Source organism: Blautia sp. AF34-10, assembly GCF_003477865.1.
Taxonomy (GTDB): Bacteria; Bacillota; Clostridia; order Lachnospirales; family Lachnospiraceae; genus Fusicatenibacter; species Fusicatenibacter saccharivorans.
In genome coordinates, this window is sequence record NZ_QUED01000022.1 from 33752 (window position 1) to 55548 (window position 21797).

The window sequence follows — 21797 nt, forward strand, 5'->3', positions numbered from 1 at the left end:
TCAAATCTCCCTTTCCGCACTCTTTTTGGGTGCTGTCTTTTTGTGTTCTGCCTTGGGCTGGCTTTTCAGCTGCTCCATGACGGACTTTTTCTTTTCCCGTTCCTCCCGATGGGCAGCGGCAGCCAGATCCATCAGGGAAATGGGCTGACCGCTGCGGGCCTGCTGTTCCAGCTCTGCCACCGTAGGCTCTTTTGCGCCATTGTTGATGATACCGTCGATCATGCCGTAATCGTCCTCCACGTCCATCTCCGCATTTTTCAGCGGATTTTCCGGCAGGAATCCGGGGATCTGGGTAAAACCAACACTGTCACAGTAATGACAGGATACCTTACCATCCTGCTTGATCGCAACGATGTCGCTGACACTCATGGAGGGACTGTGAAAGTCCACGGGCTTTTCCAGATTGAATTGCTGATAGAGTTTTTCCAACTGCTCCGGCACCGTGCCAGACGCACTTAGCGGAGCTGTGTAAATGAGGTCATAATTGCTGCGGTCTATGGAAATGTCATGGGACTTTAACCAATCCAGATTCATAAAGCGCACATTCTGCGGATCGTCACGACTTACCTGATAGATGGCAAAGCAATCTCTGTTCTGAGAGAGAAATGCCTGTTCGCGTTCCTGCTGATGTTCCTGACGCTCCATGACCTTTTCGTGGAACTGAGGGCTTTTCTCCCATTCCTCATGGTCCACACCGAAAAGACCGCCATGATCCATGATTTCCTGCGGATCAAACACCATGCTCTCCGTATTGTCCTCATGCAGCACATAGACGGTCAACCCGGCGGCATCCAGTTCCAGCGCCCGTTCTCTGGTAACAGGGAGCATCCCATCATAGGAGTAGCCATATTCCTGCATATCCGGTGTGGAGACCTGCTCATCAGGCATGGGGTATTCATCCAGTGCCTGCTCCTGTGCCTCCGGCAACTGGGAAGAAGCAATCATCTGACTGGTCTCTGCCTGCATTTGCTGATAGGCCGCTTCCTGCAAGGTCTCAATCATGGACATAGGAGCGTGTCTGAGCGAAGTGCTGTCCAGATTGTTGTCATCACAAATCTGGAGAACTGCATTTTTGCGGGAAAGCTCCGGCATATCCAGCTGACCACCATCCAGCTCTTTCATGGATGCAGCATCGTAAAGGGTGTAGTCCCAGCCGCTGTCACAAGGCTGGATATGAAGATAGGTAGTATCGTTGATCAGAAACAAAGCCTCCTGCTGATTGGCGTCCGCCCCCAGCACTTCCATTTCCGGCATTGCCGCAGCCAATTCCTTTACCGCTTTTTGCACCAGAGGATTATCGCGGTAATAGTCGATTGCCTGGATGGTGTCCAGGTCAATGGTCTGGCCGGTCAAAATCGGAAACGGTCCTTCATAGTCGCTTCCATCTTTCAGCTCAAAACCAATGCCCTTGATCCCGTTCATTCGTTCTGCCGGAATCTCCTGATAAATGCGGATTGCTTCCTTCAAAGACAGGTTATCGTGGTATTCTCCGAGGTTTGGAAACTCCATGCACTCTGCTACATAGTAGGTTAGATTGCCGGTCGGCTGCTCTATCGGGGCGGTTTCTGGCTCTGCCTTTGCATTGGGGTCAATTCCACGCTCTTTGCAGATTTCCTTATAGTGGCGCTCAATGTCAGAGATCAAAGTGCCGGAGGTCTTATTGATGGTCTCCAAACTGGCTCTCAGCTCTTTCAGTTCCTTGCCCTGACTCCAGCTTGCAATATAGCCGAAGCTGTTTTCTCCGGTCTCAATGCCAAAATATTTGCAGACCGCATAGGAGATGCTTTCAGCCTCCACTTCCTCCGTGTGGCGGTCTTTCCTCTGTTCTTGCAAAAACTGGGTGAGGGTAGAAAAGCCGCCAACAAAATTCAGCCCTTCTTCCTCGGTCAGGATCAGGCGTCCATCTTCCGCCAGCTCCAGCGGCTCTGTCAGCAGAACGGAACCTGCATGGTTTACAATCACTTGTTCTTCTACACAGACCGGCTCTCCGGGGTCGTAGTCAGAACCGCGCAGGTCATAGCAATAAACGCCCTCCGGCAGATTATCACGGACAATCCGCCCATTGGAGAACAGACCGGATTTATCAAACAGCTCGATTTCCTGATATTGCTCGTCATTGGCAATCTGAATCTTTTTCTGATTGTGGAGCTTGCTGTGGGCAATCTCGTGTACTGTGGCCGAAACCGTCTGCACCTCACTCATGCCCTGACGAATGGCAATTTTCTGATGATCGGCAGAAAAATAGCCGTCCGTATCGGCGGCCATTGCTTCAAAAGTAATCGGCACCGGTGCGCTGCGGCGCAGGGCCTCCATGAATGCCTCATAATTTGGCACATTGCCGGAAAGGGAGGAAGCAAGCTCAGGCAAAGGTTTCCCGTCGGTCTGGCTCACATCAAAGACCTTGACCGGGCGAAACATGGGGATCTCGATTTCTTTTTCCTCTGTGACGATCTTTCCGTCTTTATCCAAAATCGGAGCCTTGGTATCCGGGTCCAGTTTCTGCTCCTCGATTTTCTTCTTATATGGTGTGGGAGCAATGATGGTAATACCATGCTCGCCCTTTTTTACATGACGCTCAAACTGGTCTTTCCACTTATTGTATCCGGCTACCAATGTAGCGTCCGGCTTCTGCATATAGATGAGCATGGTGTTGTTTACCGAATAGCGGTGGAAGCGGGACATGACGGACAGATAGCGCATATACTTTTCACTCTCAAACAGTTCTTTGATCCCCTGCTCGATGCCATCTGTGATTTCCCTTAGCCGCTCTCGGTTGGTGGGTTTGTTCTCAGCCATGATTTTCAATCTCCTTTCCAAGTGTGTGATTTCTGCTGTGTGTTCTGCAATCCATGCCCTTTGTTCTTCTTCACTTTCATACAGAAAAAGGTCCAGCAGGTACTCTACATAGGCTTTTTTCTGGATTGCTTCCACAAAACGGGGGTGCGGTTCTTCCTCCAGTGTCCGGGGAGAATTGTCGGCCTCCCATTTTTTCAGCAGATAGTAGTAATCGGACAGTACGCGATAACACCGCTGCCGGTCCTCCCGAAACTTTTGTGCCTCGGTTTTCTGCCGGACATATCTCCTGCGGGGAGGGGCCTGACTGTCATAGATCAGGCCAAAGTCCTGTGCCAGTTTCTCCGCCGCTTCTTTTGGGGAGAGGTCAAAGAGCTTTGCGGTAAAGTCGATCACATCCCCATCTTCACCGCAGCCAAAGCAGTGGAACCGCTGGTCTACCTTCATGCTGGGGTTCTTATCATCGTGAAAGGGACAGCAGGCCATGCCATTTCGTTTGACCTCGATCCCATAAAACGCTGCCGCATCTCTGGTGCTGACCGACTGCTTGACTGCTTCAAATACATTCTCTGTCATGTGCCTTTAACTGCCGGACTTTCGCATAGGAGGCTGGTATCCGGCGGCTTTCGCACGCTCACTGGCGGCTTTGCGGCGTTCTGCGCTATATGGCTCCCGGACTGATACACACCGCTTTGGGACGGTAAAGTTATGGGCGTCCTTTCGGGTGATCTGGTCGGGGTGCTTTTTTGCCAGCAGTTCCAGCTTCTCCATCAGACGGGGATCGTGGGTGTAGACCTCAGCCATTGGTTCTGCCTGGTTATAAAGGAGAATGGTTTCCCGTTCCACTAAAGAGAGCTTCATCGGCTGCCTCCTTTCCGCTGATCAAATTCCAGCTTAAAGTTGGCGTACTGTCCATCGTCCTCCAAAACCACAGCGGCATCGTAGGTCTTGCCAGTTTTCTCAGAATATAGGCCCGTTACACGGACACGGCCATCTTTCAGCAGTGCAGACACCACAGCCTTGGTCGGCTGTTTTTTCTTGGCAGCCCACCATTTGTTATTTTTCCAGATTGCAAATTTGCAAGAATCATTCTGACAGAAGAAGCCTTTTTGCAGTTCTGCAACTTCACCGCCGCAGCGAGGGCATTTGCCTACCACATCACGGGGCGGGGAGAACAGGTACTCGGTTCCCTTGATGACCTGATAAGTTCCCACCAGATCTTTCAGCATGGTGCTGATCCCGTCCAGAAACTCCTCCGGGGCAAGCTGCCCGCGCTCGATCTCTCCCAGGCGGTACTCCCACTCGGCAGTCAGAAGCGGCGATTGCAGCTGTTCCGGCAAGACTGTTATCAGGGAGACTGCATCGTGGGAAGGGAGAAGCTGCACCGTTTTCCTGTTCTTTTTTCGTTCCAGAAAACCGGCAGATACCAGCTTTTCCAAAATACCGGCACGGGTGGCCGGTGTCCCCAGACCTTTTCGCTCGGCGTCCTCCGGCATATCTTCTTTTCCGGCAGTCTCCATTGCGAACAACAAGGTATCCTCCGTAAAGTGCTGGGGTGGACTGCTTTTGCCTTCTTTGACGATTGCAGCAGCAACCGCAAGGGTCTGTCCTTCAGTCAGCTCCGGCAGGGCTTTCTCTGCACCATCTTTTTTCGGCTCTGCATCTTTCATTTTGGCACGGTAAGCGTCCTCCAGAGCTTTCCATCCGGGGTGCTTCACTGTTTTTCCTTTGGCGGTAAACTCCCCACCACACGCTGCAATCACAACAGTTTCCGAATAGATATGGGGCTGGGCTACGGCGCACAGCAGACGCAGGGCCACCAGCTCCAGCACCGCTTTTTCTCCCGCAGGAAGGGCAGAAAGGTCTGCATCCTTGAGATTTCTGGTAGGGATTACTGCGTGGTGGTCAGTTACTTTCTTATCGTTGATGACCACATGGGGGTCACAGGTAATGGCGATCCCTTTGCGAAACGGCATAGCATTGGCAACCAGATTGACCAGCACCGGCAGGCTGTCTGCCATATCACCGGTCAGATAGCGGCTGTCAGTACGGGGATAGGTGCAGAGCTTCTTTTCATACAGGCTTTGCAGATAGTCCAGGGTCTGCTGGGCTGTAAATCCAAGCAGGCGGTTGGCATCTCTTTGCAGAGTAGTCAGGTCATAGAGGGCAGGCGGCTTTTCGGACTTTTCCTTGCACTCCACCTTTTTGATTGTGGCAGCTGCACCCTGACAGGCTTCTTTCAGCTGCTCGGCAGCAGCCTTATCCGCCATGCGCTCCCCGGATACGGTAAGACCGGGCAGCTCCAGCGCCACGGTATAAAAGGGAACTGGCTTAAAGGTGTCGATCTCAGCTTCTCGCTGGACAATGAGCGCCAGGGTTGGGGACATCACGCGCCCGATGTTGAGGGTGCGGTGGTACAGCACGGAAAACAGCCTTGTGGCATTGATCCCCACCAGCCAGTCGGCCTTAGCGCGGCAAAGAGCAGCATCCCGAAGCCCGTCATAGTCCGCACCGGGGCGCAGGTTTGCAAAGCCTTCCCTTATGGCGGAGTCCTCCATCGAAGAAATCCAGAGGCGTTTCATGGGCTTTTGGCAGCCTGCCAGCTCGTAGACGCTGCGGAAGATCAGCTCGCCCTCGCGTCCGGCATCGCAGGCATTTACTACCTCCGTCACATCCGGGGCGTTCATCAGCTTTTTGAGAATATCAAACTGCTTTTTCTTATCCTTTCCCACCACCATCTGCCAATGCTCCGGCAGAATAGGCAGGTCATCATATCGCCACTTGGCGTACTTGGGGTCATAGCTGTCTGCGTCCGCAAGACCGGCCAGATGGCCCACACACCAGCTGACACGCCAGCCGTTGCCCTCCAGATACCCGTCCTTACGGGCAGTTGCACCGATCACCGCCGCCAAACTCTGGGCAACTGATGGTTTTTCAGCAATCACCAGCTTCATATTCTTCAACCTCCCATTCTTCCCGCACAGGCGTGTGCAGTTTTTTCTCAATGCTGTTTTCCTCATCCAGAAGCAGGTTATAACCAAACCGGTAGTCATAGCGGTACAGTTTCCCCAGCAGGTCATTGATGATGATGCGGCAAGCCAAAATGACACGAGTTTTATCCACCTGCATCAGCTGGTAGCGTTGATAATTGCTGTAATATTCTTCATGGCGGTGGGTATTGCGGACAGCATCTTCAAGCAAACTTTCTACTGCATCCTGACAACCATCCTCTTTTTCACCCTCCATACAGTTCAGAAGTTCCATTACCATAGGAAAGCTCTGTTCATCCATAGGAGCTTCTGCTGCAAGAAAACCGATCAGGGCAGATAAGAGCAGACGGGCTGCTGCCTGTTCCTGGTCCGTCAAAACAGCCATCGTTTTCTCCGCATTTGGCAGAATCTTATCTTCCACAAAATCTGCCGCGTCACCGGAATAAAGCTGACGGACAGAATCTATGGATAATGAAACCATCACGGCATCCTGAGAAAAGTCAAAGGAATCTTCCTGTTTTGCTTTTCTCCGAAGTTTGTTTAACATGGTAGAAAGAATGTCGCCGCCAAAATACACGGCGATCACCAGCAGGTCAAAAACAGCAATCAGCTTGATAAATATAATCAGAACACTCATTTTTTTCGTTTCCTTTCTTTGAGCCATCGTTCCATCTCACGGTGGCAGACACCTACGCAGGGGCTTCCATAATTTCCGCAGCCATAACAGGGGTGGCTTTGGGGCAAAGAGGGAGGACGGGAAGTTTCCTTCCCGCCCTCCGGCCTGCGTGTCATCATGCGTTCATAGGACTGTCTGTGAAACGGGTCATTTCACGCTGTCCTCGTCATCTTCTTCTGCGCTGCCCCCGTCAGCATCCGGCTCGTCCGACTCCTCATCCTCGGTTTCCCATTCCTCGGAATCTTCCTCGCCATAATCATAATCGTCCAGACTGTCATTGCCCTTGGTCTTAGGCTTGTTCTTAACGAGCTTCAAGTAGGCAAATACACCACCTCCACCAAGCAGAGCCAGCAGCAGGATCAGCGCAGCCGGGTTCAGTCCGGCAGGCTTCTCTTTTTCTGGCTTCGGTGTTTCTGCCGGAGGTTCCGGTGCTTTTCCCGTACATTTACTCTTATCCGTTACACAGACCGGACAGGCCGTATTGACTGCCCCTGCTTCACATTTTGTCGTGCAGCTGCACACCGCAGGCGGCTCCTCTTTGGCATTTCCATCTTCCATCAGCGCCATCAGGTCCGCTTCATCCACCTGGTTCAGAAAGTGAACAGCAGTCTTTTTATCCTCATTGGCCCTGTCGATCAGGATATAAAAATAGTTGCCTGCCTTGGTGGTAACGGTAATGAGCTGCTTGTTGCCACCAAAATCATCCACCAGAGCGGCGTTACCCTCCGGGGTCAGCGGAGGTGCTTTTTCGGGTTCTTCCACCACCACATTGCTGTCATTGGTGGTATCCTCTGCCGGGGGCGGCGCTGCGCCCTGGGCAAAAGCGGGAATGGTAAAGCCCGATGCCAGAACCAGCGTCAGGCAAAGGGCGGAAAGTGTTCGGAGCAATCGTTTATTCCTCATAGCTGTTTTCCTCCTGTTCGTTGTTGTCATCCATCATACTGCCGGAAACTGCGCCGCCGGACAGCATGGCGCTCAGCTGGGCAGGGGTCATACGCAGTGCGCGCACCATCTGAACGATCTCCAGATTTTCTGCCTCGGTTTTCTGTGCCTCCAGCGCCTTGAGCTTTTCCTGATACTCTGCGATCTTCTCACGGACCTTTGTAATCTCCTGGTCAATGCGCTCAATTTTGTTCTTTGCCATCGTCTATCACTCCTTCTTAAAAATCTCTGTTACCAGTTCATCAGGCCGTAGCCCTTAATGCTTTGATAATTCAGGTCATAACTTTTGATCTTGCAGGCATCGCCGGAATTTCCCTCCACGGTATAAACACGGCTGCCATCCGTACCGATCACGATACCTACATGGTCTGCTGTCCCATCCAAATCCCAGTCAAAGAAAATGGCATCACCGGGGGCGATGTTCTCATATCCTCGTGCGCCCCACTGTCCATGAGACTGGAACCACGGAACACCCTGCCACTCACAGCCTGCAAAGCGCGGCTCACTTTTTCCTGCCTGGTTATAGCACCAGGATACGAAGCAGGCGCACCATTCCACGCGGCTGTCAAAACCGTACCAGCTCCAGTAGGGATAACCGCCCACATTGCCCACCTGACTTTTCGCCAGTTCCACCAGCTGCGGATTGCCGGGGCGGGTGCCGTTAATGAACTGCACACCGGACAGATCTTCCGAGCCGCTGGTATCAGGGGAACCGCCGCCAAACAACAGCGGCTTATTGCCCATGGTCTGTCGGTAGACCTGATACATTTCCATCTGCTCCGGGGTCAGAAGTTCCGACGCCACAGCGGAAATGGGCTTGCTGGTGAGTTTCACATTCAGAATGTAATACTCATAGGGGACTTCTTCTGAGGTGGTCTCGCCGGTCTCCGGGTCGGTGGAGGTCTCCGTGCGGTAGCGAATCTCCACTTCCTCAGTAAGCGTCAGCTGATACTGTGCTGCAAACACACGCGCCAGCTCTGCCTGAGCGCTCTGCCGGGTGTAGCCTTGCAAGACGGCAGAGAGAAATGCTGCCAGCTCATGAGGGTCATGGCCGATCATACCAAGGTCATAGCGATACTCGTCATACCCTGGGTGACTGCTTTCAATGTTGTCGATTTCCTCCTGCAACTGGGCTTCTCTGGCTGCATAATCTGCCTCCACCGCCAGCATTTCCGGGTCATCCGACGGATAGGTGGTGCCGGAGAGAACGGAACCGATGCTCTGCGCCATCATGGAGCAGGAGGACATGGTATTCATCAGCATACAGGTAATGAGGAACAAAACCCCTGCCATTAGGAAACCCTTCTTGTGGCGCATGACGAATGCCCCTGCCTGCTGTGCCTTTTCTTTTACCGTCCTTGCGGCTTTTCCTGTTTTAGATGCAGCCTGGGCGGTATTTCCAGCAGTCTGACCGGCGTGTTTGGCGGCGGCATACTGCTTTTTGATGGCCTGCTTTTGCTGCCAGCGGGAAAGTGGATTGCTGGCAAACTGGGGATTTTCCTGCAAAGATTTCTGGTACAGAACATTTACATTTGCCTTTTCCAGTTGGCGCTCTGCCTGTGCTGCTTTGCGGTACGGCTTCAGCTTGTGGCTGCGATAGCCTCCCGCACCAGATAAGCGCCGGTCTCCACCGCTTCCTCGGACTTGTGGGCGCTTTCCACGCCCACATTGTCCTGTTCTGTTTCCCGGATCTCTTTGTGGAGTTTGCCCGCAACCAGATGGACGGGAGCTTCCTTGACCCCTTGAGAAAGTTTGGAGGGTGGCTTTTTCTTGTCCTCAAAGGTCAACTTCGAGGTCTTTTTTCCGGTATCCGGGTCGATGACCGTCTGCCTGACCTTTTTCTTTGGGATATTGGCCTGCGCCTTATCTGCTCTGGCCGCAGCTTTCTCCGCTTTACGGATCGGCTTTTCCAGTGCAGGGTCCGACCGTTCCTCATCAGTAAAGCGCAGGCGCGGCTCCTTATTCAAACCATTCTCCCAGCATGAGGGAGGACATCATGTAGTGCAGCTCTGCATAAATGGCCATTCCCACAGGATCGTTGAACATACAACCGGACAGGTAGGCGTAAAACTGTGCCACCACATCAGACAGGATCTTCGCTTCGGTTCCTTCCAGAATCAGACCGCCCATGCCTTCCTTGGCACGGATGGCGCTCCAAATCTCTGCCAGACGGAGAAGCCCCACCTGACCGGTCTCATTCAGTTCGGCTGCCTGATCTGCCGCCGTGCGGCACTCACTTACCGCATCGGCCATGACCGTAAGCAGCTGGCTGCGCTGGGCATTTACCGCCCTGTCAAAAAACATCAACGGGTTTTGATTCAAAATGTTGGGGTTCATCATCATTCATCCTCCTTCTTTTTCAGTTCCTGGGGTTTGGTGGTCATAATGCGGTACAGCTCGGTACTCTTCGGGAAGTGGTCCACGAAAGGCAGAATTGTGGAGCCATAGAACAGCAGGCCCTCGCCCTCACCGGAGTGGGTCACATAGCTAAGCTGGTGCGTGGAAATGCCCAGCTGCTTGGCAAGTATCTGACGGTCTCCGCCTGCCTGGTTGAGCATATACACGAAGTCGGAGTTTTCAAAGATGTTCTCTACCTCGCGGCTGCTCAAAAGGTCTTTGACATTCTGGGTGATACCTGTCGGAATACCACCCCATTTACGGAATCGCTTCCAGATTTCCACTGTATAGGCAGCGGTCTGTTCCTCCTTCAAAAGCAGGTGCATCTCGTCGATGTAGTAGCGGGTAGACTTGTGAGCGGCACGGTTGATGGTAACGCGGTTCCACACCTGATCCTGTACCACCAGCATACCGATTTTCTTGAGCTGCTTGCCCAGTTCCTTGATGTCATAGCAGACAATGCGGTTGTTGATGTCCACATTGCTCTGGTGGTTGAACACATTGAGGGAGCCGGTTACATAGATTTCAAGGGCCGTAGCGATATACTGGGCTTCCTTTTCCTCCTGTTCCCGAAGCAGGTTATATAGGTCCTCCAAAACCGGCATATTCTCCGGGCGCGGGTCATTGAGGTAAGTCTGATAGACCAGGCGCACACAGCGGTCGATGATTGTTTTCTGCACCGGCTGCAAGCCCTCCTTACCGCTCACGATCAGCTCACACAAGCTGAGGATAAAATCAGACTTGAGGGACAGTGGGCTTTCATCATCCGAGTAGTCCAGGTTCAGGTCCATCGGATTGATGTAGTTGGTGGAGGTAGGCGAGATCTTGATGACCTGCCCATGCAGACGCTCAACAAGAGGTGCGTACTCCGCTTCCGGGTCACAGATGATAACATCATCATTGGTAAGCAAAAAGCAGTTGGCGATTTCTCGTTTTGCGCTGAAGGACTTACCGGAACCTGGCGTACCCAAAATCAAGCCGTTGGGGTTTTTCAGCAGCTTTCTGTCTACCATGATGAGGTTGTTGGACAGGGCGTTTATGCCGTAGTACAGAGCTTCTTTGCCGTTCTGGAATAATTCCTGTGTGGTGAACGGTACAAAGATAGCCGTAGAACTGGTGGTCAGTCCTCGCTGGATCTCAATCTGATTGAGTCCCAGGGGCAGACAGCTCATCAGCCCTTCTTCTTGCTGGAAGTCCAGCCTGGTCAGCTGACAGTTATACTTCTGGGCAATGGAGCCTGCCTGAAAGATGTTGTTGCCAAGCTGACGGGGATTGTCCGCTGTGTTCAGCACCAGAAAGGTTAAAAGGAACATTCTCTCGTTGCGGCTCTGCAAATCCTGCAAGAGTTTTTTCGCTTCACTGCCGTAGGTAGCAAGGTCGGATGGAATGATGTCCATGTCGTATCCGGCACGAACTGCTTTTTTCTGTTCCTCGATCTTACTGCGGTCCAGGTCGGTAATCTTGCGCTTTACCGTCTTGATGGCTTTCACCTGATCCACCGACTGAATGTGCATACTCACAATGAGCGAGCTTTCCATATCCAAAAAATCAGCCAGCAGACGGTCATTCAGCTCCGGTGCGAGAATCTGCAAAAAAGAAACAGCCCCGTATTTCTTGCCCATACGGAACTGCTTGCCGGTGCGGAACTCAAAGGAGCTTGGTGCAATAAAATCCTTCGTGGACAGACCGGAAGGAGCCAGCCAGTCCCATTCAAACTGAAATGGGAGCTGTTCATCCATGTGGAATACTGCATGAAGCTGAGAAAGCCTTTCTTTACCGTCCAGCGTTCTGGCAGCTACACCAAGACGCTTGAAGTTATTAAGTATATCGGTCTCAATACGCTCCAGACGGGGCTTGGCAGCTTTGATGCTGTCTGCGTCGATACCAAAAGTCAGGTATTTGGTCTTGATGAGACCGTTGTTACCTCTGGCCAGCTGATTTTGCAGCATTGTGGTGTATTCCTCGCGGATACTGTCAAAGGCATCCCTCTGGGGCGGGATGGAAATGGAGTTAGCAAAGGTCTCCTCCGATGCCGCAAGGTTCAAAAAAGACAGCTGGAAATGAATTGAGCTGTCAAAATAATTGAGGAAATCACACCACCCCTCAAAGATTGCCGTCTTATCTTCGTTTTGGGAGAGCTGATAGTTGATGTCCTGAAACTGGATGGTCTTTGTGTAGTGGCTGTCCGATACTCGGCAGATTCCATCCGGCCACATCCGTTCATAAGGGATACTGTCCTGCGCAGATTTTCCTTTTTTGTCCGTGCGGTTAGCGCGGGCAATGGCCGCTTCGATCTGCTTCTTATCGGCGCGGGACAGCTTTTTCTTTGTCTTTACCGGCTGCACAGTTTTTTTCTCGGTTTTTCCGAACATCCGATGCAGCCATTTTTTTATTGCGGTGAACAATGTCATACACCTCCTTATCGAGCATTTCCTGCCGCTTTAATACGGCATAAAAGTTATTGGTCTGGTAGGGACGCTGCTTTGGACGGATCACAGCTACTTTGAGAATGTTGCCCACGATCTTTTCCAGGGGCTGTCCATGCTTTTCGTACATAGCCAGCAGGAAGAAGGGCATCATGACCAGCATCATACACATGGCAGCCATGCTGTTTCCCGCAGGCTCACGGAGCCACAAGAACAGCGGTACGCCTACAAGCGCCCCGGCGGTAAAGCAGACCAGCTGCCTTCGGGTCAGATTGAACATGACCTTTGTTTTGACTTTTGTTAAGTCCTTGGGTACGGGTACATAAGCCAATGTAGAAACCTCCTTCCGTTTTAGTGCGCCTGAAAGACTGATTTGGCGAGACTGCCGGTTTTGAACAGCGTAAAACATAGCAGTACGGTGTAGCCCACGCAGCTCCAGATTGCCATGATGATGTCATCTTCCAGAGCGATGTTCTGCACCAGCACAGCATAAATTGCCACGCAGACGATAATGAGAAACGCCTGAAAGCCCAGCGCCAGCAGGGATCGGAGGTAATTCTGTCCCATACCGCCCCATTCTTTACCCATCATTGCAGCCATTGGAACGGGAGCCACCGAAGTCACAAGGTAGATTTCGATCATACGGCCATAAATAACGATAAAGATACAGATATATAACGCCCACATAGTAATGCCAATAAAGAGGGATTGGAACCACAGTCCGAACAGCGGTCCCAGATCCATTTCCATCAGCCTCGGTTCCAGATCGGTCATAACTGAGGAAATGTCAATGGACGCATCCGAATTGATAATCCCTGCCGCCTGCGCCACTACGCTCTGCGCCATATCAAAGACGCCCATCACGATATTCCATGTGTTTGTGACAATGAGGATGGCGGCAGCTGATTTGAACACCCACTTGAAAATCATCCAGGTATCCACATCATGCAGGTTGTTCTTGTCTGCAATCATCTGGATCAGGTCTACGGTCATCACGATAGCCAGAATCACACCTGCAATCGGCACCATGATGGAGTTGGACAGATTCTCAATCATGCTGAAAATACTGCCATTCCATCCCTGTGGGGTCTGGCCTACCTGTACGGATATATCCGCGACCTGCTGATTTACACTGTCAAACATCCCCGAAAGGTTGCTCATAATACCGCCCACCAGCATTTCTTTCAGCCAATTTGTCAGGGCTTCAAGTAAGAAATCCATACGGTGTCAACCTCCTTTCCGCCGCCCCCGCAAAGCTGCGGGAGCGGCAAGGATTTCATACGGAGACGCTTAGACAGAGAAAAGCCCGGAGAGCAGAGGTACAAGGACCATGCCGACTACGGCTACACCAGCACCGGCCATGAGCTGCTTCATGCCCTGGCTCTTTGCTGATGTGTGATAAAGAAGTAGTAGAAGTGTAAAAAATTTTGCCGTTCCTATCCGGCGTTTGCGCATTGCGCCGGATAGGTCGGGCGGTCATTCGGGCAGGTCTACCTTGCCAACGAAAGAGTAATAAATATCAATGTCCTGTCTGCGTGTGCCGTTCTCGTCATAGCTGCACTCATGCACAACGATTTTCTCCACAAACTCACGCAAAAGGGTAGGGGTAAGTTCTTCAAAGCTGGTGTACTTGCGGACAACATTCATAAACTTTTCTGCGTTTACCGTGGCTTCCTGCGCTTTGGAAAGCTCTGCCCGGATAGCGGCGGCTCTCTCTTTCAGTTCTTTCTGCTCGGCTTCATAGTCTGCCGACAGCTCCGTGAAACGCTCGTCTGAAATGCGCCCGGTCACGCTGTCCTCATACAGCCGCTTGAAGATAGCGGATAACTCGCTGATACGCTTCTCGGCGGCTTCCAGCTCCTTTTTCCTTGCGGCGTTCCTGCGCTTGCCCCCGTCCTCGTTCTGCTCGATCAGCAGCTTCATAAACCGGGCTTCGTGCTTCGCTGCATAGCTGGTGACTTTCCGCAGATTGTCGGTCACTCCGGCGGTCAACAGGTCGGTGCGGATAAAGTGCGCCGTACAGTCACGGGTACGCTTCTTGTAGCTCCCGCAGATATAACAATCCTGCTTGCGGGTGGCGTTCTGGTAACGCTGCTGGTAAAGGACGCTGCCGCAGTCGGCACAAAAGAGTATGCCGGAGAATAAGCCCACTTCATCATAGCGGTTCGGGCGTTTGCGCTGCTTGCGTAACTCCTGCACACGCTCCCACATCTGGGTGTCAATGATAGGCTCATGGTGGTTCTCGAAAATCGCCTGTTTCTCAATGGGGTTCTCTACGCTGTGCTTGGTCTTGTAGGACGGCTTCTCCGTCTTGAAGTTTACCAGACAGCCCGTGTACTCCCTGTTTTCAAGGATATGTACCACGGTATTGGTCGCCCACTTGCACTCATAGCCGGGGTGGTAGCGGCGGGTGCTTCCCGTCCGACGGTATTCCAGCGTTCCCGGCGTGGGGATCTCCTGCTCTGTGAGCATACGGGCTATCTTGGTCGGCCCGTTCCCGGCAAGGCACAAGCTGTAAATCTGCCGCACAACAGGGGCGGCTTCCCCGTCAATGATAAAATTTTCGTCCTCGTCCATAAAGTAGCCGTATACGGGTTTGCTCGTGACGGGCTTCCCGCTCATACCCTTAGACCGTTTTACTGCTTTGATTTTCTTGCTCGTATCTCTCACCAGCCATTCGTTAAAAATGTTCCGCAGAGGGGCAAAATCATTGTCGCCCTGTGCGCTGTCCACTCCGTCATTGATAGCGATAAAGCGGACGCCTTTCTGTGGGAAAATCATTTCCGTATACATTCCCACTTGCAGATAGTTTCGCCCTAACCGTGACATATCCTTGACGATAACGGTGCCGACTTTTCCGGCTTCAATGTCCGCAAGCATGGCTTGAAAACCGGGTCTTTGGAAGTTCGCCCCAGAATAACCGTCATCTGTGTACCATTGCAGATTGGAAAAGCCGTTCTGCTTCGCATAGGTTTCAAGAATACGCTTCTGGTTTGAAATAGAATTGCTCTCACCTTGCAGCTCGTCCTCGTGGGATAATCTCGGATAAAGGGCGGTAATAAGGTTTCGGGTGGTCTGTCTTAACATAGTGTCCTCCATTTCCGACAGCCAGCCCCACTATTCCGTATGACTATCATACCACACGCCGGGGCTGGCTGTACAGTCCTTTCTGCTTCTTTACGTCCCGTCAAATTGCCGATTTTTGTGTAGCAGCTTCCGCTTCCAGCACTTTCAGCATTTTATCGGCGGCGGTGGCGGTGGTGTCCTGCTTGAAATAGCCGGAAACGACAAGGACAGAATTACCTATGCGGATTTCCGTCACGCAATCCGGGCGGCGGGTGCTGCGGTCATTCTTTGGGGTGTTGGTCATAGGCGGCTCTCCTTTCTGTTCATCAGCTTTTTCAGTTGTCCCATTTTCTCCTGCGCCGTGGCTTTTCGGAAGTTGCTCCCGGTAAAGCGGACAGGAGAACACATTTCAATCAGACGGTCATAAATGCGGGCGTGGGCGGTGTCCTCCGGGTGCTGCAAGTCCTCCAGCGTGAGATTAGTCGTGACGATCAGCGGCCTGCCGCTGCGGTAACGGCTGTCAATCACGTTGTAGACCTGCTCTAAGCCGTATTCCGTTCCCCGTTCCATTCCAAAATCGTCAAGGATAAGCAGCGGGAAGCTGCAAAGTCGGGAGATATATTCATTCCTGCCCTCAAAGCTGGCGGCAAGGTCACCCAATATCAATGCAAAGTTTGTCATGCACACGGGGATTTCACGCTCCATAAGGGCATTTGCGATACAGCCCGCAAAATAGCTCTTGCCTGTGCCAACGCCGCCCCATAGCAGATAGCCAATGTTGCGCTCTTTCATGGTTTCCCAGTTCTCCACATAGAAATGGGCGTGTTCCATTTGCGGGCACTTGCCGTTGTCGTTCTCAAACGTCCAGCCCTGCATAGCCGGGTCTGTAAAGCCCCGCCGCTTCAACCGCTCGACAGTTTCAAGGTGACTGCGCTGTTTCTCTGCGGCTTCCCGTTCCTCACGCTCTGCCCGCTGGCAGTCACATTCTGCCGGGTGGCGGTCACGCCCCAGCCATGCGGCGGTTTCTTTGGGGAAATAGCCCTCTTTGGGCTTGTGGCACTTCCCGCAGTATAAAAGCCCGTCCTCGCCGGTGTAGTCCTCCGGCTCCGGCGTGGTGTCGGTCATATTCAAAATCATTTCATCAAATCCATTCGTCATAAGCTCTCGCCCTCCTTACAGGTATAATCGGGTATGCCCTTTTTCGGGGCTTTCTTGGCTGCGTCCTCCTGCGCCCACTTGAAAATCGTGGCTGCATGGCTCTTGTATTTCCTCCCGCTGGAAGCGATATGGCAGGATAGGCGGTCAATGTAATACTCCCACTTGCCGGGAAGCTCTGTTTTCAGCCCGTCAAGCTCCGTATCGGAAAGAATGACATTGTGGTATCTGCCATAGGCGGCGGGGGCGGGGTGTCCCGTTTCTAACTCTCTCTCTTTTTCTATTTCTATATCTATCTCTTTCTCTATCTCTATCTCTGGTGGACAAATGTCCGCTCGATATGGTGGACATTTGTCCGCCCCTGTCTGCGGCAGGGCTTTTTGTTCCTGCAAAGCCAGCCGCGCCCTGCGCTTGCGCTCCCCCTCGGTAGAGGACTGGCCGATTAAAAGCTCAATGTTGCTCATGTAGAGTGCGCCGCTTGGCAAAGGCTCCACAAGCCCCAGCTTCATAAAGATTTTCAAAGCTCTCTCTACGGTACCTACCTGCTGGCGGGTAATGGTCGCAATCATCTGGGCGGTGTAGGGGATATTCTCGTCAAGCTGCAATTTCCCGCCGTTTTTCAGCGATTTCAAGTACAGCTTCAAGAGAATGTTGGAATAGATAACGCCGTCCTGCATACTTTCCAGCAGAACGATTGCATCATCGTCAAAATAGCTCTCTTTCAGCTTGAGGTAGTAATATTTGCGGTTATCTGCCATAGGCTGCGTCCTCCTTTTTCCAGCGTTTGGAATAATAGCGAGGGCATAGTATGATAACCGCCCGGAAGCTCTGTTTGCAGTCACGGGTGCAGCCCCGGCATAGGTCGTTGTAAGTGATACGGTTGCGGTGGTTGAGGAAGAAAGACCATTCCAGCCGCCGCTTCTTGCTCATTCTCGGCAATGGTAAGCTCCTTTCTGCCGTTCCTATCGGTGTAGCGGGATAGGGGGCATTTTCTGTATGTTCTCGGTATCATTTTCGGGCTTTTTCTGCCCTGTAAGCCCCGTTTGGAAGTCGGGGAGTATTGCGGTAAGGGTTCATATCATACCTGTATTTTTGTAGGGTTTCGGTATCATTTCGGGGCGGTCTTTAACGCTCCTGTTCACGCTTTTTCTGCTGGCTCGGTGCGCCCCTTAAAATCTGGTCGATATTGCGTCTGACTGTCTGAAGCTCCTGCGCCCGCTGGCGTTTCTCCCGGTAGTCGTTATATCCGGCGTTCTTCTGGACGGTAAGCTGCTCAATCTCCCTTTGCAGGGCTTTGCTGGCTGGCAGCTTGGTTATTCCATGCTCCCGGAAATAACGGGCGGCTGTGTCCGCTATGATAAAATCGCTTTCGTGCTGTTCCCGGTAGGCTCTCCGGGCTTTCTCCGATTTCTGCGCTTTCAGACCGTCACGGGCGGGCTTCGTGCCGATATAGCCCAAAAGGTTGCGCTGCAATTCCTTTTTCTCCCGGATAGCGGCTTCCAGCCCTTTCAGTCCGGCAAGGCTCTCCTGCGTGGCGGTGTTGGCTGCGGAAATGGCAGCGTCCAGCTCGTCCGGGGAAGAAAAGCCATACTGCTGGTAGAGCATGAGGGTAGCCGACATCTGTTTGAGGTTGTGCATGGTCGCCCACTTCTCATAGCCCCGTCCTTTCCCCTCGGCTCGCTTGGCGGCTATGTCTACCATGCGCTGTACAGCGTCATTGTTCGGGGCGTTTTTCGCTTCTTTTTTCGTCCGTAAGCGGTCTTTGATACTGCCGGGGTATTCCGCTATGGCTGCGGGTTTTTCGGCGGCTCTGGCGGCGTTCTGCTCCAAAACGGAGAGGACAGCAGCCCGGTCAAAATCGTCCCCCAGCTTCCGGGCGGTAATTGGCTTCGTCCTGTCCGGCGTGAGGTAACTTAGCCGCCCCCGGCTCTCCTTGACGGTCACACCATGCCGGAGAAGCAGGGCGGCAAACTCATCAAAGCCGGAAGCAGCGGCAAGGGCTTCCCGGATAGTCCGGCGCAGCTTCGCCTTATCCGTTTCAAACTTGGTCTGCCGGGGCGCGATACCGTCCGCAGCAATAGGGGCGTTGGCTCTGTCAAGGGCAGCCTGTCCTTTCTTCTGCGCCCAATACTCACGCTCGGTAATGCGTTCTTTGCTGCCGTTCAAAAGGTCTATCTGGTAAAGCCCCTCGCTGTGGCACATCTCCATGACTTCGGCTTTCAGATAGTTCATAGCTGCGTCCGTACAGCGGTGCTTGCAGCCTGCTTTCCTGTCCGCTGGCCTGTCCATGTGGGGCAGCATGGGAACCTCCGCAATCCGCAGACTGTTAATGACGATATGCACATGGATATTTTCGGTGTGGCTGTGTCCGTCCGGGTGGGTGCAGACAAGGGCCTGGTGTCCGGGGAAATGCTCGGCGCAGAACTTCTCGCCCAGCTCCTGCGCCCGATCAACGGTCAAGCCGTTGTCCGGGCCGTCCCGTGGGTCAAAGCTGATGATGTAGTGGTGGCTCTTTACGTCCTCCCGTTTCTGGTTCTTGCCGTAGCGGAGATTGGAGCGCATACAGGCAACGGCAAAATCCTCCCCGCCACAATTCAGAGAGGATATGCGGTAGTCTACCCTCGGTATGAGCCGCCCGTCTGCGTCAAGGGTGGGCTTCATGGTAAACTCGTCATGCTCGAATGTGAGGTATTTTTCAGCGTCCCCGTAGTTGGCATTTTTAGAGCTGATATGTTTGAGTATCGCCAACGGCTTCACCTACTTTCTGCAAGACTTCAAACTTCAAGGCGGCAAGGTCGGCGGCGGCTCCCCGCACTTCCTTTTCCAGCCCCCGGTAGGGGCTTCCGTATTCGTTCAGGCTCCGGGCAATCTGGTTTAAGTTGCCGCCGATTTTCCCGTACTCTGCCGTGAGCTTGGAGAGGGCGGCAAGCAGCCCGTCATTGACCGGGGAAACGGTGACAATGGGGCGTATGGTCGCTTTCCGTATGGCTTGCCGGATAAACTCGGACTGGCTGATTTCATAAGCCGCCAGCCGCCCGGTGAAGTCGGCGTATTCTTCATCGGTCATGCGGGTCTTTACCACATGACGGCGGTGGGGCGTATTGTATTTCTTTCGCATGGTCTGTGACCTCCTTTCTCGCCCGACAGGGCGCATAGCAGGGTTTGGGGAAGGCACTCCCCAACAAGATTTACCAAAGGGGCAAAACCGCAGATATGCGGATTTTGGCACCGTGGTAGAATCTTGCTCTGAAAAACTCCGGCGTTCCCCGGCTCCCGTCCTTTCCGCTAACAAAACGTTTCAAAAGGGCTTTGCTACCCGCTATTCCGGCTTATCTTGAAAATTTTCCTTTCACTACCTACAACACCACGCAAAGCAAAATGGACGGAGATTTTTAGAATTTCCCCTCTATTCCCTACAACACCACGCAAGCCGGAATAGGCGGACAATGGCAGTATTTTTTTCTTTGATACCCTCTACGGATAAGTAAGGGATTTTGCCAACTGCGGCGGCTATTTTCCCTTTTGTTTTTTCATACTGGGGATTTTCAAAAATGCCAAACAGGAACGAAAAAAAGCAGCAAATCTGTTGAATAGATTTACTGCTTTCTGGTTGCCGGCGAAGCGGCGGTTATTCAGTTGTAGGCGGTAGGGCTATCTCCCAAAGCGGAACTTGAAAATAGCTGTGAGAAGCGTCTGGGTGATGTAGTCCTCTGTATCTTGGTCTACCCGTCCATTCACACGGGCGGCACATTGTATGCGGCGGCGGTAATACTGCAATACAGTTCCCACCGCTTCCGGCTCCCCGCTGGCGGCTTGGACGATTGTTTCATAGGGGAGAAGCCTATTATTTCTCATATGCCATTCCCTCCATTTCCGCTTGGAGCTGCCGTAGGGCTTTTCGGATATGGTAGCCCGCTGTGCTGCGGCTGCGCCCGTACTGTCTGCCAATTTCGTGCTGTGGAATACGCTTGAAAAAGGACAGGTAAATCATTTCCCGCTCCCGTTCGTCCAGCCGTGACAGGGCTTCCGCAAGTAAACCGCTGCTGAAAATGACCGTATCGCCGCAAAGGGTAAGTATGTATCCTCGTCCGGCTCCGGGGCTTGGAAATATTCATCTGTCGTGCCTAAAGGGTAGTGCTTTTCGTCTGTGAGGTATTCAAGGGATATTTCTCTTTTGTGCTTCCTGCTCCGTGTCCTCGCTGCGTTGATCGTTGCATTTCGGATAACGACTTTGCAAAAGGCATGGAAAGTGTACTCGATATGTTCCCGATATTCTTCTGTACAGGTCATGGAAAATCCCCCTTTCCTCCCAAAAGGGCTGTGGCTGGTTAGTAGTTGCTTTTTATGATAGTAAGGGGCGGCAGCACTTTAGGCTGTCGCTCCTTGACTGCCTAACTGCAAAACCGGGCGGGGCTGTCAACGGCGGGCGAAGCCGTTCATCTTGACCGTTGACTGGCTCGGCCGGGTTTGCTATTTATCCGGCAAACTTGAATTTATTTTAAGCTATCACGTTTTACCTTTTTAAGCCTTACTATCATTACCATAGGAATTTCTTTATTGTTTTTGAAACATTCTTCATAAAATCCATCAATGACAAATCCAGCTCTGAAACAAAGGTTAAAAATATCTTGTATGGAACGATGATAATAAATCTGCTCCTCCGGCTGCCCTTCGATCGCTATATCATAGTAACTGTGCGGTGTCATATATTTTTCAGTCAATGTGATAAAACAAGGGTGCTGCGTTGCAAAGACAAAAATCCCGTTTTCCTCCAATAGTTCATAAACAGCCATAAAAAGCGGTTCAATATCCGTAATATCCATAATTGCCATATTAGAAACTGCTTTCGTAAAGGCTCGATTTCTTTTTAATCCTAATAAGCTTTCTCTATTGGTCGCATCCGCTACGCAAAACTCAATTTGTTTTGCATATTGTGATCGCCGTCTTTTAGCCAATTCTATCATTTTTTTGCTGTAATCAAAAGCGACGACCGAAGCGCCTCTCTGTGCAAGATACGAAGAATAATTTCCATTGCCGCACGCAATATCCAAAATGTAATCCGAAGGATCAGGAGAGAGAAGTTCCGTTACTTTGGGACGTACTACCTCTCTGTGAAATTCATTGGATTCGTCACCCATTGCATCATCCCAAAATTGTGCGTTTTTCTCCCAGATCTTTTTGCTTTCCTCTGTTCCCATGTTCTCTCCCACTCCCAAAATTTGCCTTTTTGCTTCCATTAAATCTTCCTTACTATATTCCATTGTTACCCTCCATAACTTCTGATTGTTGCCGTCTTGACTATTATGTATCTTTTCTTTCCAAAATGGTATAGGCTTTTATTTTTATAATGCT

At 52.0% G+C, this 21797-nt stretch carries 19 protein-coding genes and 4 pseudogenes; all 23 read right to left on the minus strand.

Features of this window, described 5'->3' with window-relative positions; all coding sequences use genetic code 11:
• The gene (locus DWZ60_RS12980; protein ID WP_119221791.1) at positions 1-3369 is read right to left on the minus strand and encodes an LPD28 domain-containing protein; all 3369 of its coding nucleotides are present in this window, start codon (positions 3367-3369) and stop codon (positions 1-3) included.
• Positions 3370-3375: 6 nt separating this feature from the next.
• Positions 3376-3654 carry a hypothetical protein gene (locus DWZ60_RS12985; RefSeq protein WP_055224644.1) on the minus strand — a complete coding sequence of 93 codons (279 nt, stop codon included), beginning with the start codon at positions 3652-3654 and terminating at the stop codon, positions 3376-3378.
• Complete coding sequence (locus DWZ60_RS12990; protein WP_199669422.1) at positions 3651-5747, minus strand: type IA DNA topoisomerase; 2097 nt, start codon at positions 5745-5747, stop codon at positions 3651-3653. The genes DWZ60_RS12985 and DWZ60_RS12990 overlap by 4 nt, the downstream gene beginning before the upstream one ends.
• Positions 5728-6420 carry a hypothetical protein gene (locus tag DWZ60_RS12995; RefSeq protein ID WP_024739085.1) on the minus strand — a complete coding sequence of 231 codons (693 nt, stop codon included), beginning with the start codon at positions 6418-6420 and terminating at the stop codon, positions 5728-5730. The genes DWZ60_RS12990 and DWZ60_RS12995 overlap by 20 nt, the downstream gene beginning before the upstream one ends.
• Positions 6417-6610, minus strand: a pseudogene (locus tag DWZ60_RS13000) (hypothetical protein). The gene DWZ60_RS12995 and the pseudogene DWZ60_RS13000 overlap by 4 nt, the downstream one beginning before the upstream one ends.
• Positions 6607-7362, minus strand: a complete 756-nt coding sequence (locus DWZ60_RS13005; RefSeq protein WP_119221795.1) for a DUF4366 domain-containing protein — start codon at positions 7360-7362, stop codon at positions 6607-6609. Before DWZ60_RS13005 ends, DWZ60_RS13000 begins: the two are co-directional and overlap by 4 nt.
• The gene (locus tag DWZ60_RS13010) at positions 7352-7603 is read right to left on the minus strand and encodes a DUF4315 family protein (protein ID WP_024739086.1); all 252 of its coding nucleotides are present in this window, start codon (positions 7601-7603) and stop codon (positions 7352-7354) included. The genes DWZ60_RS13005 and DWZ60_RS13010 overlap by 11 nt, the downstream gene beginning before the upstream one ends.
• A 29-nt stretch (positions 7604-7632) precedes the next feature.
• A pseudogene (locus tag DWZ60_RS13015) lies at positions 7633-9368 on the minus strand (CHAP domain-containing protein).
• Positions 9361-9741: a DUF3851 domain-containing protein gene (locus DWZ60_RS13020; protein WP_432764259.1), complete on the minus strand. Its 381-nt coding sequence runs from the start codon at positions 9739-9741 to the stop codon at positions 9361-9363. The pseudogene DWZ60_RS13015 and the gene DWZ60_RS13020 overlap by 8 nt, the downstream one beginning before the upstream one ends.
• The gene (locus DWZ60_RS13025) at positions 9741-12143 is read right to left on the minus strand and encodes a VirB4-like conjugal transfer ATPase, CD1110 family (RefSeq protein ID WP_119221797.1); all 2403 of its coding nucleotides are present in this window, start codon (positions 12141-12143) and stop codon (positions 9741-9743) included. Before DWZ60_RS13025 ends, DWZ60_RS13020 begins: the two co-directional genes overlap by 1 nt.
• Entirely contained in the window at positions 12100-12555 is a 456-nt protein-coding gene (locus DWZ60_RS13030; RefSeq protein WP_024739827.1) for a PrgI family protein, read from the minus strand. Before DWZ60_RS13030 ends, DWZ60_RS13025 begins: the two co-directional genes overlap by 44 nt.
• Positions 12556-12575: 20 nt before the next feature.
• The gene (locus tag DWZ60_RS13035) at positions 12576-13445 is read right to left on the minus strand and encodes a VirB6/TrbL-like conjugal transfer protein, CD1112 family (RefSeq protein ID WP_004797480.1); all 870 of its coding nucleotides are present in this window, start codon (positions 13443-13445) and stop codon (positions 12576-12578) included.
• A gap of 69 nt (positions 13446-13514) precedes the next feature.
• Positions 13515-13613: pseudogene (locus tag DWZ60_RS20260) on the minus strand (Maff2 family mobile element protein); the annotation flags it as partial.
• Positions 13614-13700: 87 nt separating this feature from the next.
• Positions 13701-15311, minus strand: coding sequence for a recombinase family protein (locus DWZ60_RS13045; RefSeq protein WP_002605633.1), 1611 nt, complete (start codon positions 15309-15311; stop codon positions 13701-13703).
• A gap of 100 nt (positions 15312-15411) precedes the next feature.
• Entirely contained in the window at positions 15412-15594 is a 183-nt protein-coding gene (locus tag DWZ60_RS13050; protein ID WP_002605634.1) for a transposon-encoded TnpW family protein, read from the minus strand.
• Entirely contained in the window at positions 15591-16448 is an 858-nt protein-coding gene (locus DWZ60_RS13055; protein ID WP_002605635.1) for an ATP-binding protein, read from the minus strand. Before DWZ60_RS13055 ends, DWZ60_RS13050 begins: the two co-directional genes overlap by 4 nt.
• On the minus strand, positions 16445-17203 hold the full coding sequence (locus DWZ60_RS13060) for a phage replisome organizer N-terminal domain-containing protein (RefSeq protein WP_002605636.1): 759 nt from the start codon (positions 17201-17203) through the stop codon (positions 16445-16447). The genes DWZ60_RS13055 and DWZ60_RS13060 overlap by 4 nt, the downstream gene beginning before the upstream one ends.
• Positions 17193-17384: a hypothetical protein gene (locus tag DWZ60_RS13065; protein ID WP_006058351.1), complete on the minus strand. Its 192-nt coding sequence runs from the start codon at positions 17382-17384 to the stop codon at positions 17193-17195. Before DWZ60_RS13065 ends, DWZ60_RS13060 begins: the two co-directional genes overlap by 11 nt.
• A gap of 186 nt (positions 17385-17570) precedes the next feature.
• On the minus strand, positions 17571-19193 hold the full coding sequence (locus DWZ60_RS13075) for a relaxase/mobilization nuclease domain-containing protein (protein WP_002602093.1): 1623 nt from the start codon (positions 19191-19193) through the stop codon (positions 17571-17573).
• Positions 19165-19563, minus strand: a complete 399-nt coding sequence (locus DWZ60_RS13080) for a plasmid mobilization protein (protein WP_002602094.1) — start codon at positions 19561-19563, stop codon at positions 19165-19167. The genes DWZ60_RS13075 and DWZ60_RS13080 overlap by 29 nt, the downstream gene beginning before the upstream one ends.
• A 533-nt stretch (positions 19564-20096) precedes the next feature.
• Positions 20097-20300, minus strand: a complete 204-nt coding sequence (locus DWZ60_RS13085; RefSeq protein ID WP_002602095.1) for a helix-turn-helix domain-containing protein — start codon at positions 20298-20300, stop codon at positions 20097-20099.
• A pseudogene (locus tag DWZ60_RS13090) lies at positions 20290-20735 on the minus strand (sigma-70 family RNA polymerase sigma factor). Before DWZ60_RS13090 ends, DWZ60_RS13085 begins: the two are co-directional and overlap by 11 nt.
• A gap of 203 nt (positions 20736-20938) precedes the next feature.
• Complete coding sequence (locus DWZ60_RS13095) at positions 20939-21706, minus strand: class I SAM-dependent methyltransferase (protein WP_002602097.1); 768 nt, start codon at positions 21704-21706, stop codon at positions 20939-20941.
• Positions 21707-21797 lie beyond the last annotated feature (91 nt).

Coding starts and splice junctions, on each gene's coding strand:
- DWZ60_RS12980 (WP_119221791.1), bottom strand. CDS start 3,369: ATGACAGAGAATGTATTTGAAGCAGTCAAGCAGTCGGTCAGCACCAGA.
- DWZ60_RS12985 (WP_055224644.1), bottom strand. CDS start 3,654: ATGAAGCTCTCTTTAGTGGAACGGGAAACCATTCTCCTTTATAACCAG.
- DWZ60_RS12990 (WP_199669422.1), bottom strand. CDS start 5,747: ATGAAGCTGGTGATTGCTGAAAAACCATCAGTTGCCCAGAGTTTGGCG.
- DWZ60_RS12995 (WP_024739085.1), bottom strand. CDS start 6,420: ATGAGTGTTCTGATTATATTTATCAAGCTGATTGCTGTTTTTGACCTG.
- DWZ60_RS13005 (WP_119221795.1), bottom strand. CDS start 7,362: ATGAGGAATAAACGATTGCTCCGAACACTTTCCGCCCTTTGCCTGACG.
- DWZ60_RS13010 (WP_024739086.1), bottom strand. CDS start 7,603: ATGGCAAAGAACAAAATTGAGCGCATTGACCAGGAGATTACAAAGGTC.
- DWZ60_RS13020 (WP_432764259.1), bottom strand. CDS start 9,741: ATGATGAACCCCAACATTTTGAATCAAAACCCGTTGATGTTTTTTGAC.
- DWZ60_RS13035 (WP_004797480.1), bottom strand. CDS start 13,445: ATGGATTTCTTACTTGAAGCCCTGACAAATTGGCTGAAAGAAATGCTG.
- DWZ60_RS13045 (WP_002605633.1), bottom strand. CDS start 15,311: ATGTTAAGACAGACCACCCGAAACCTTATTACCGCCCTTTATCCGAGA.
- DWZ60_RS13050 (WP_002605634.1), bottom strand. CDS start 15,594: ATGACCAACACCCCAAAGAATGACCGCAGCACCCGCCGCCCGGATTGC.
- DWZ60_RS13055 (WP_002605635.1), bottom strand. CDS start 16,448: ATGACGAATGGATTTGATGAAATGATTTTGAATATGACCGACACCACG.
- DWZ60_RS13060 (WP_002605636.1), bottom strand. CDS start 17,203: ATGGCAGATAACCGCAAATATTACTACCTCAAGCTGAAAGAGAGCTAT.
- DWZ60_RS13080 (WP_002602094.1), bottom strand. CDS start 19,563: ATGCGAAAGAAATACAATACGCCCCACCGCCGTCATGTGGTAAAGACC.
- DWZ60_RS13085 (WP_002602095.1), bottom strand. CDS start 20,300: ATGAGAAATAATAGGCTTCTCCCCTATGAAACAATCGTCCAAGCCGCC.
- DWZ60_RS13095 (WP_002602097.1), bottom strand. CDS start 21,706: ATGGAATATAGTAAGGAAGATTTAATGGAAGCAAAAAGGCAAATTTTG.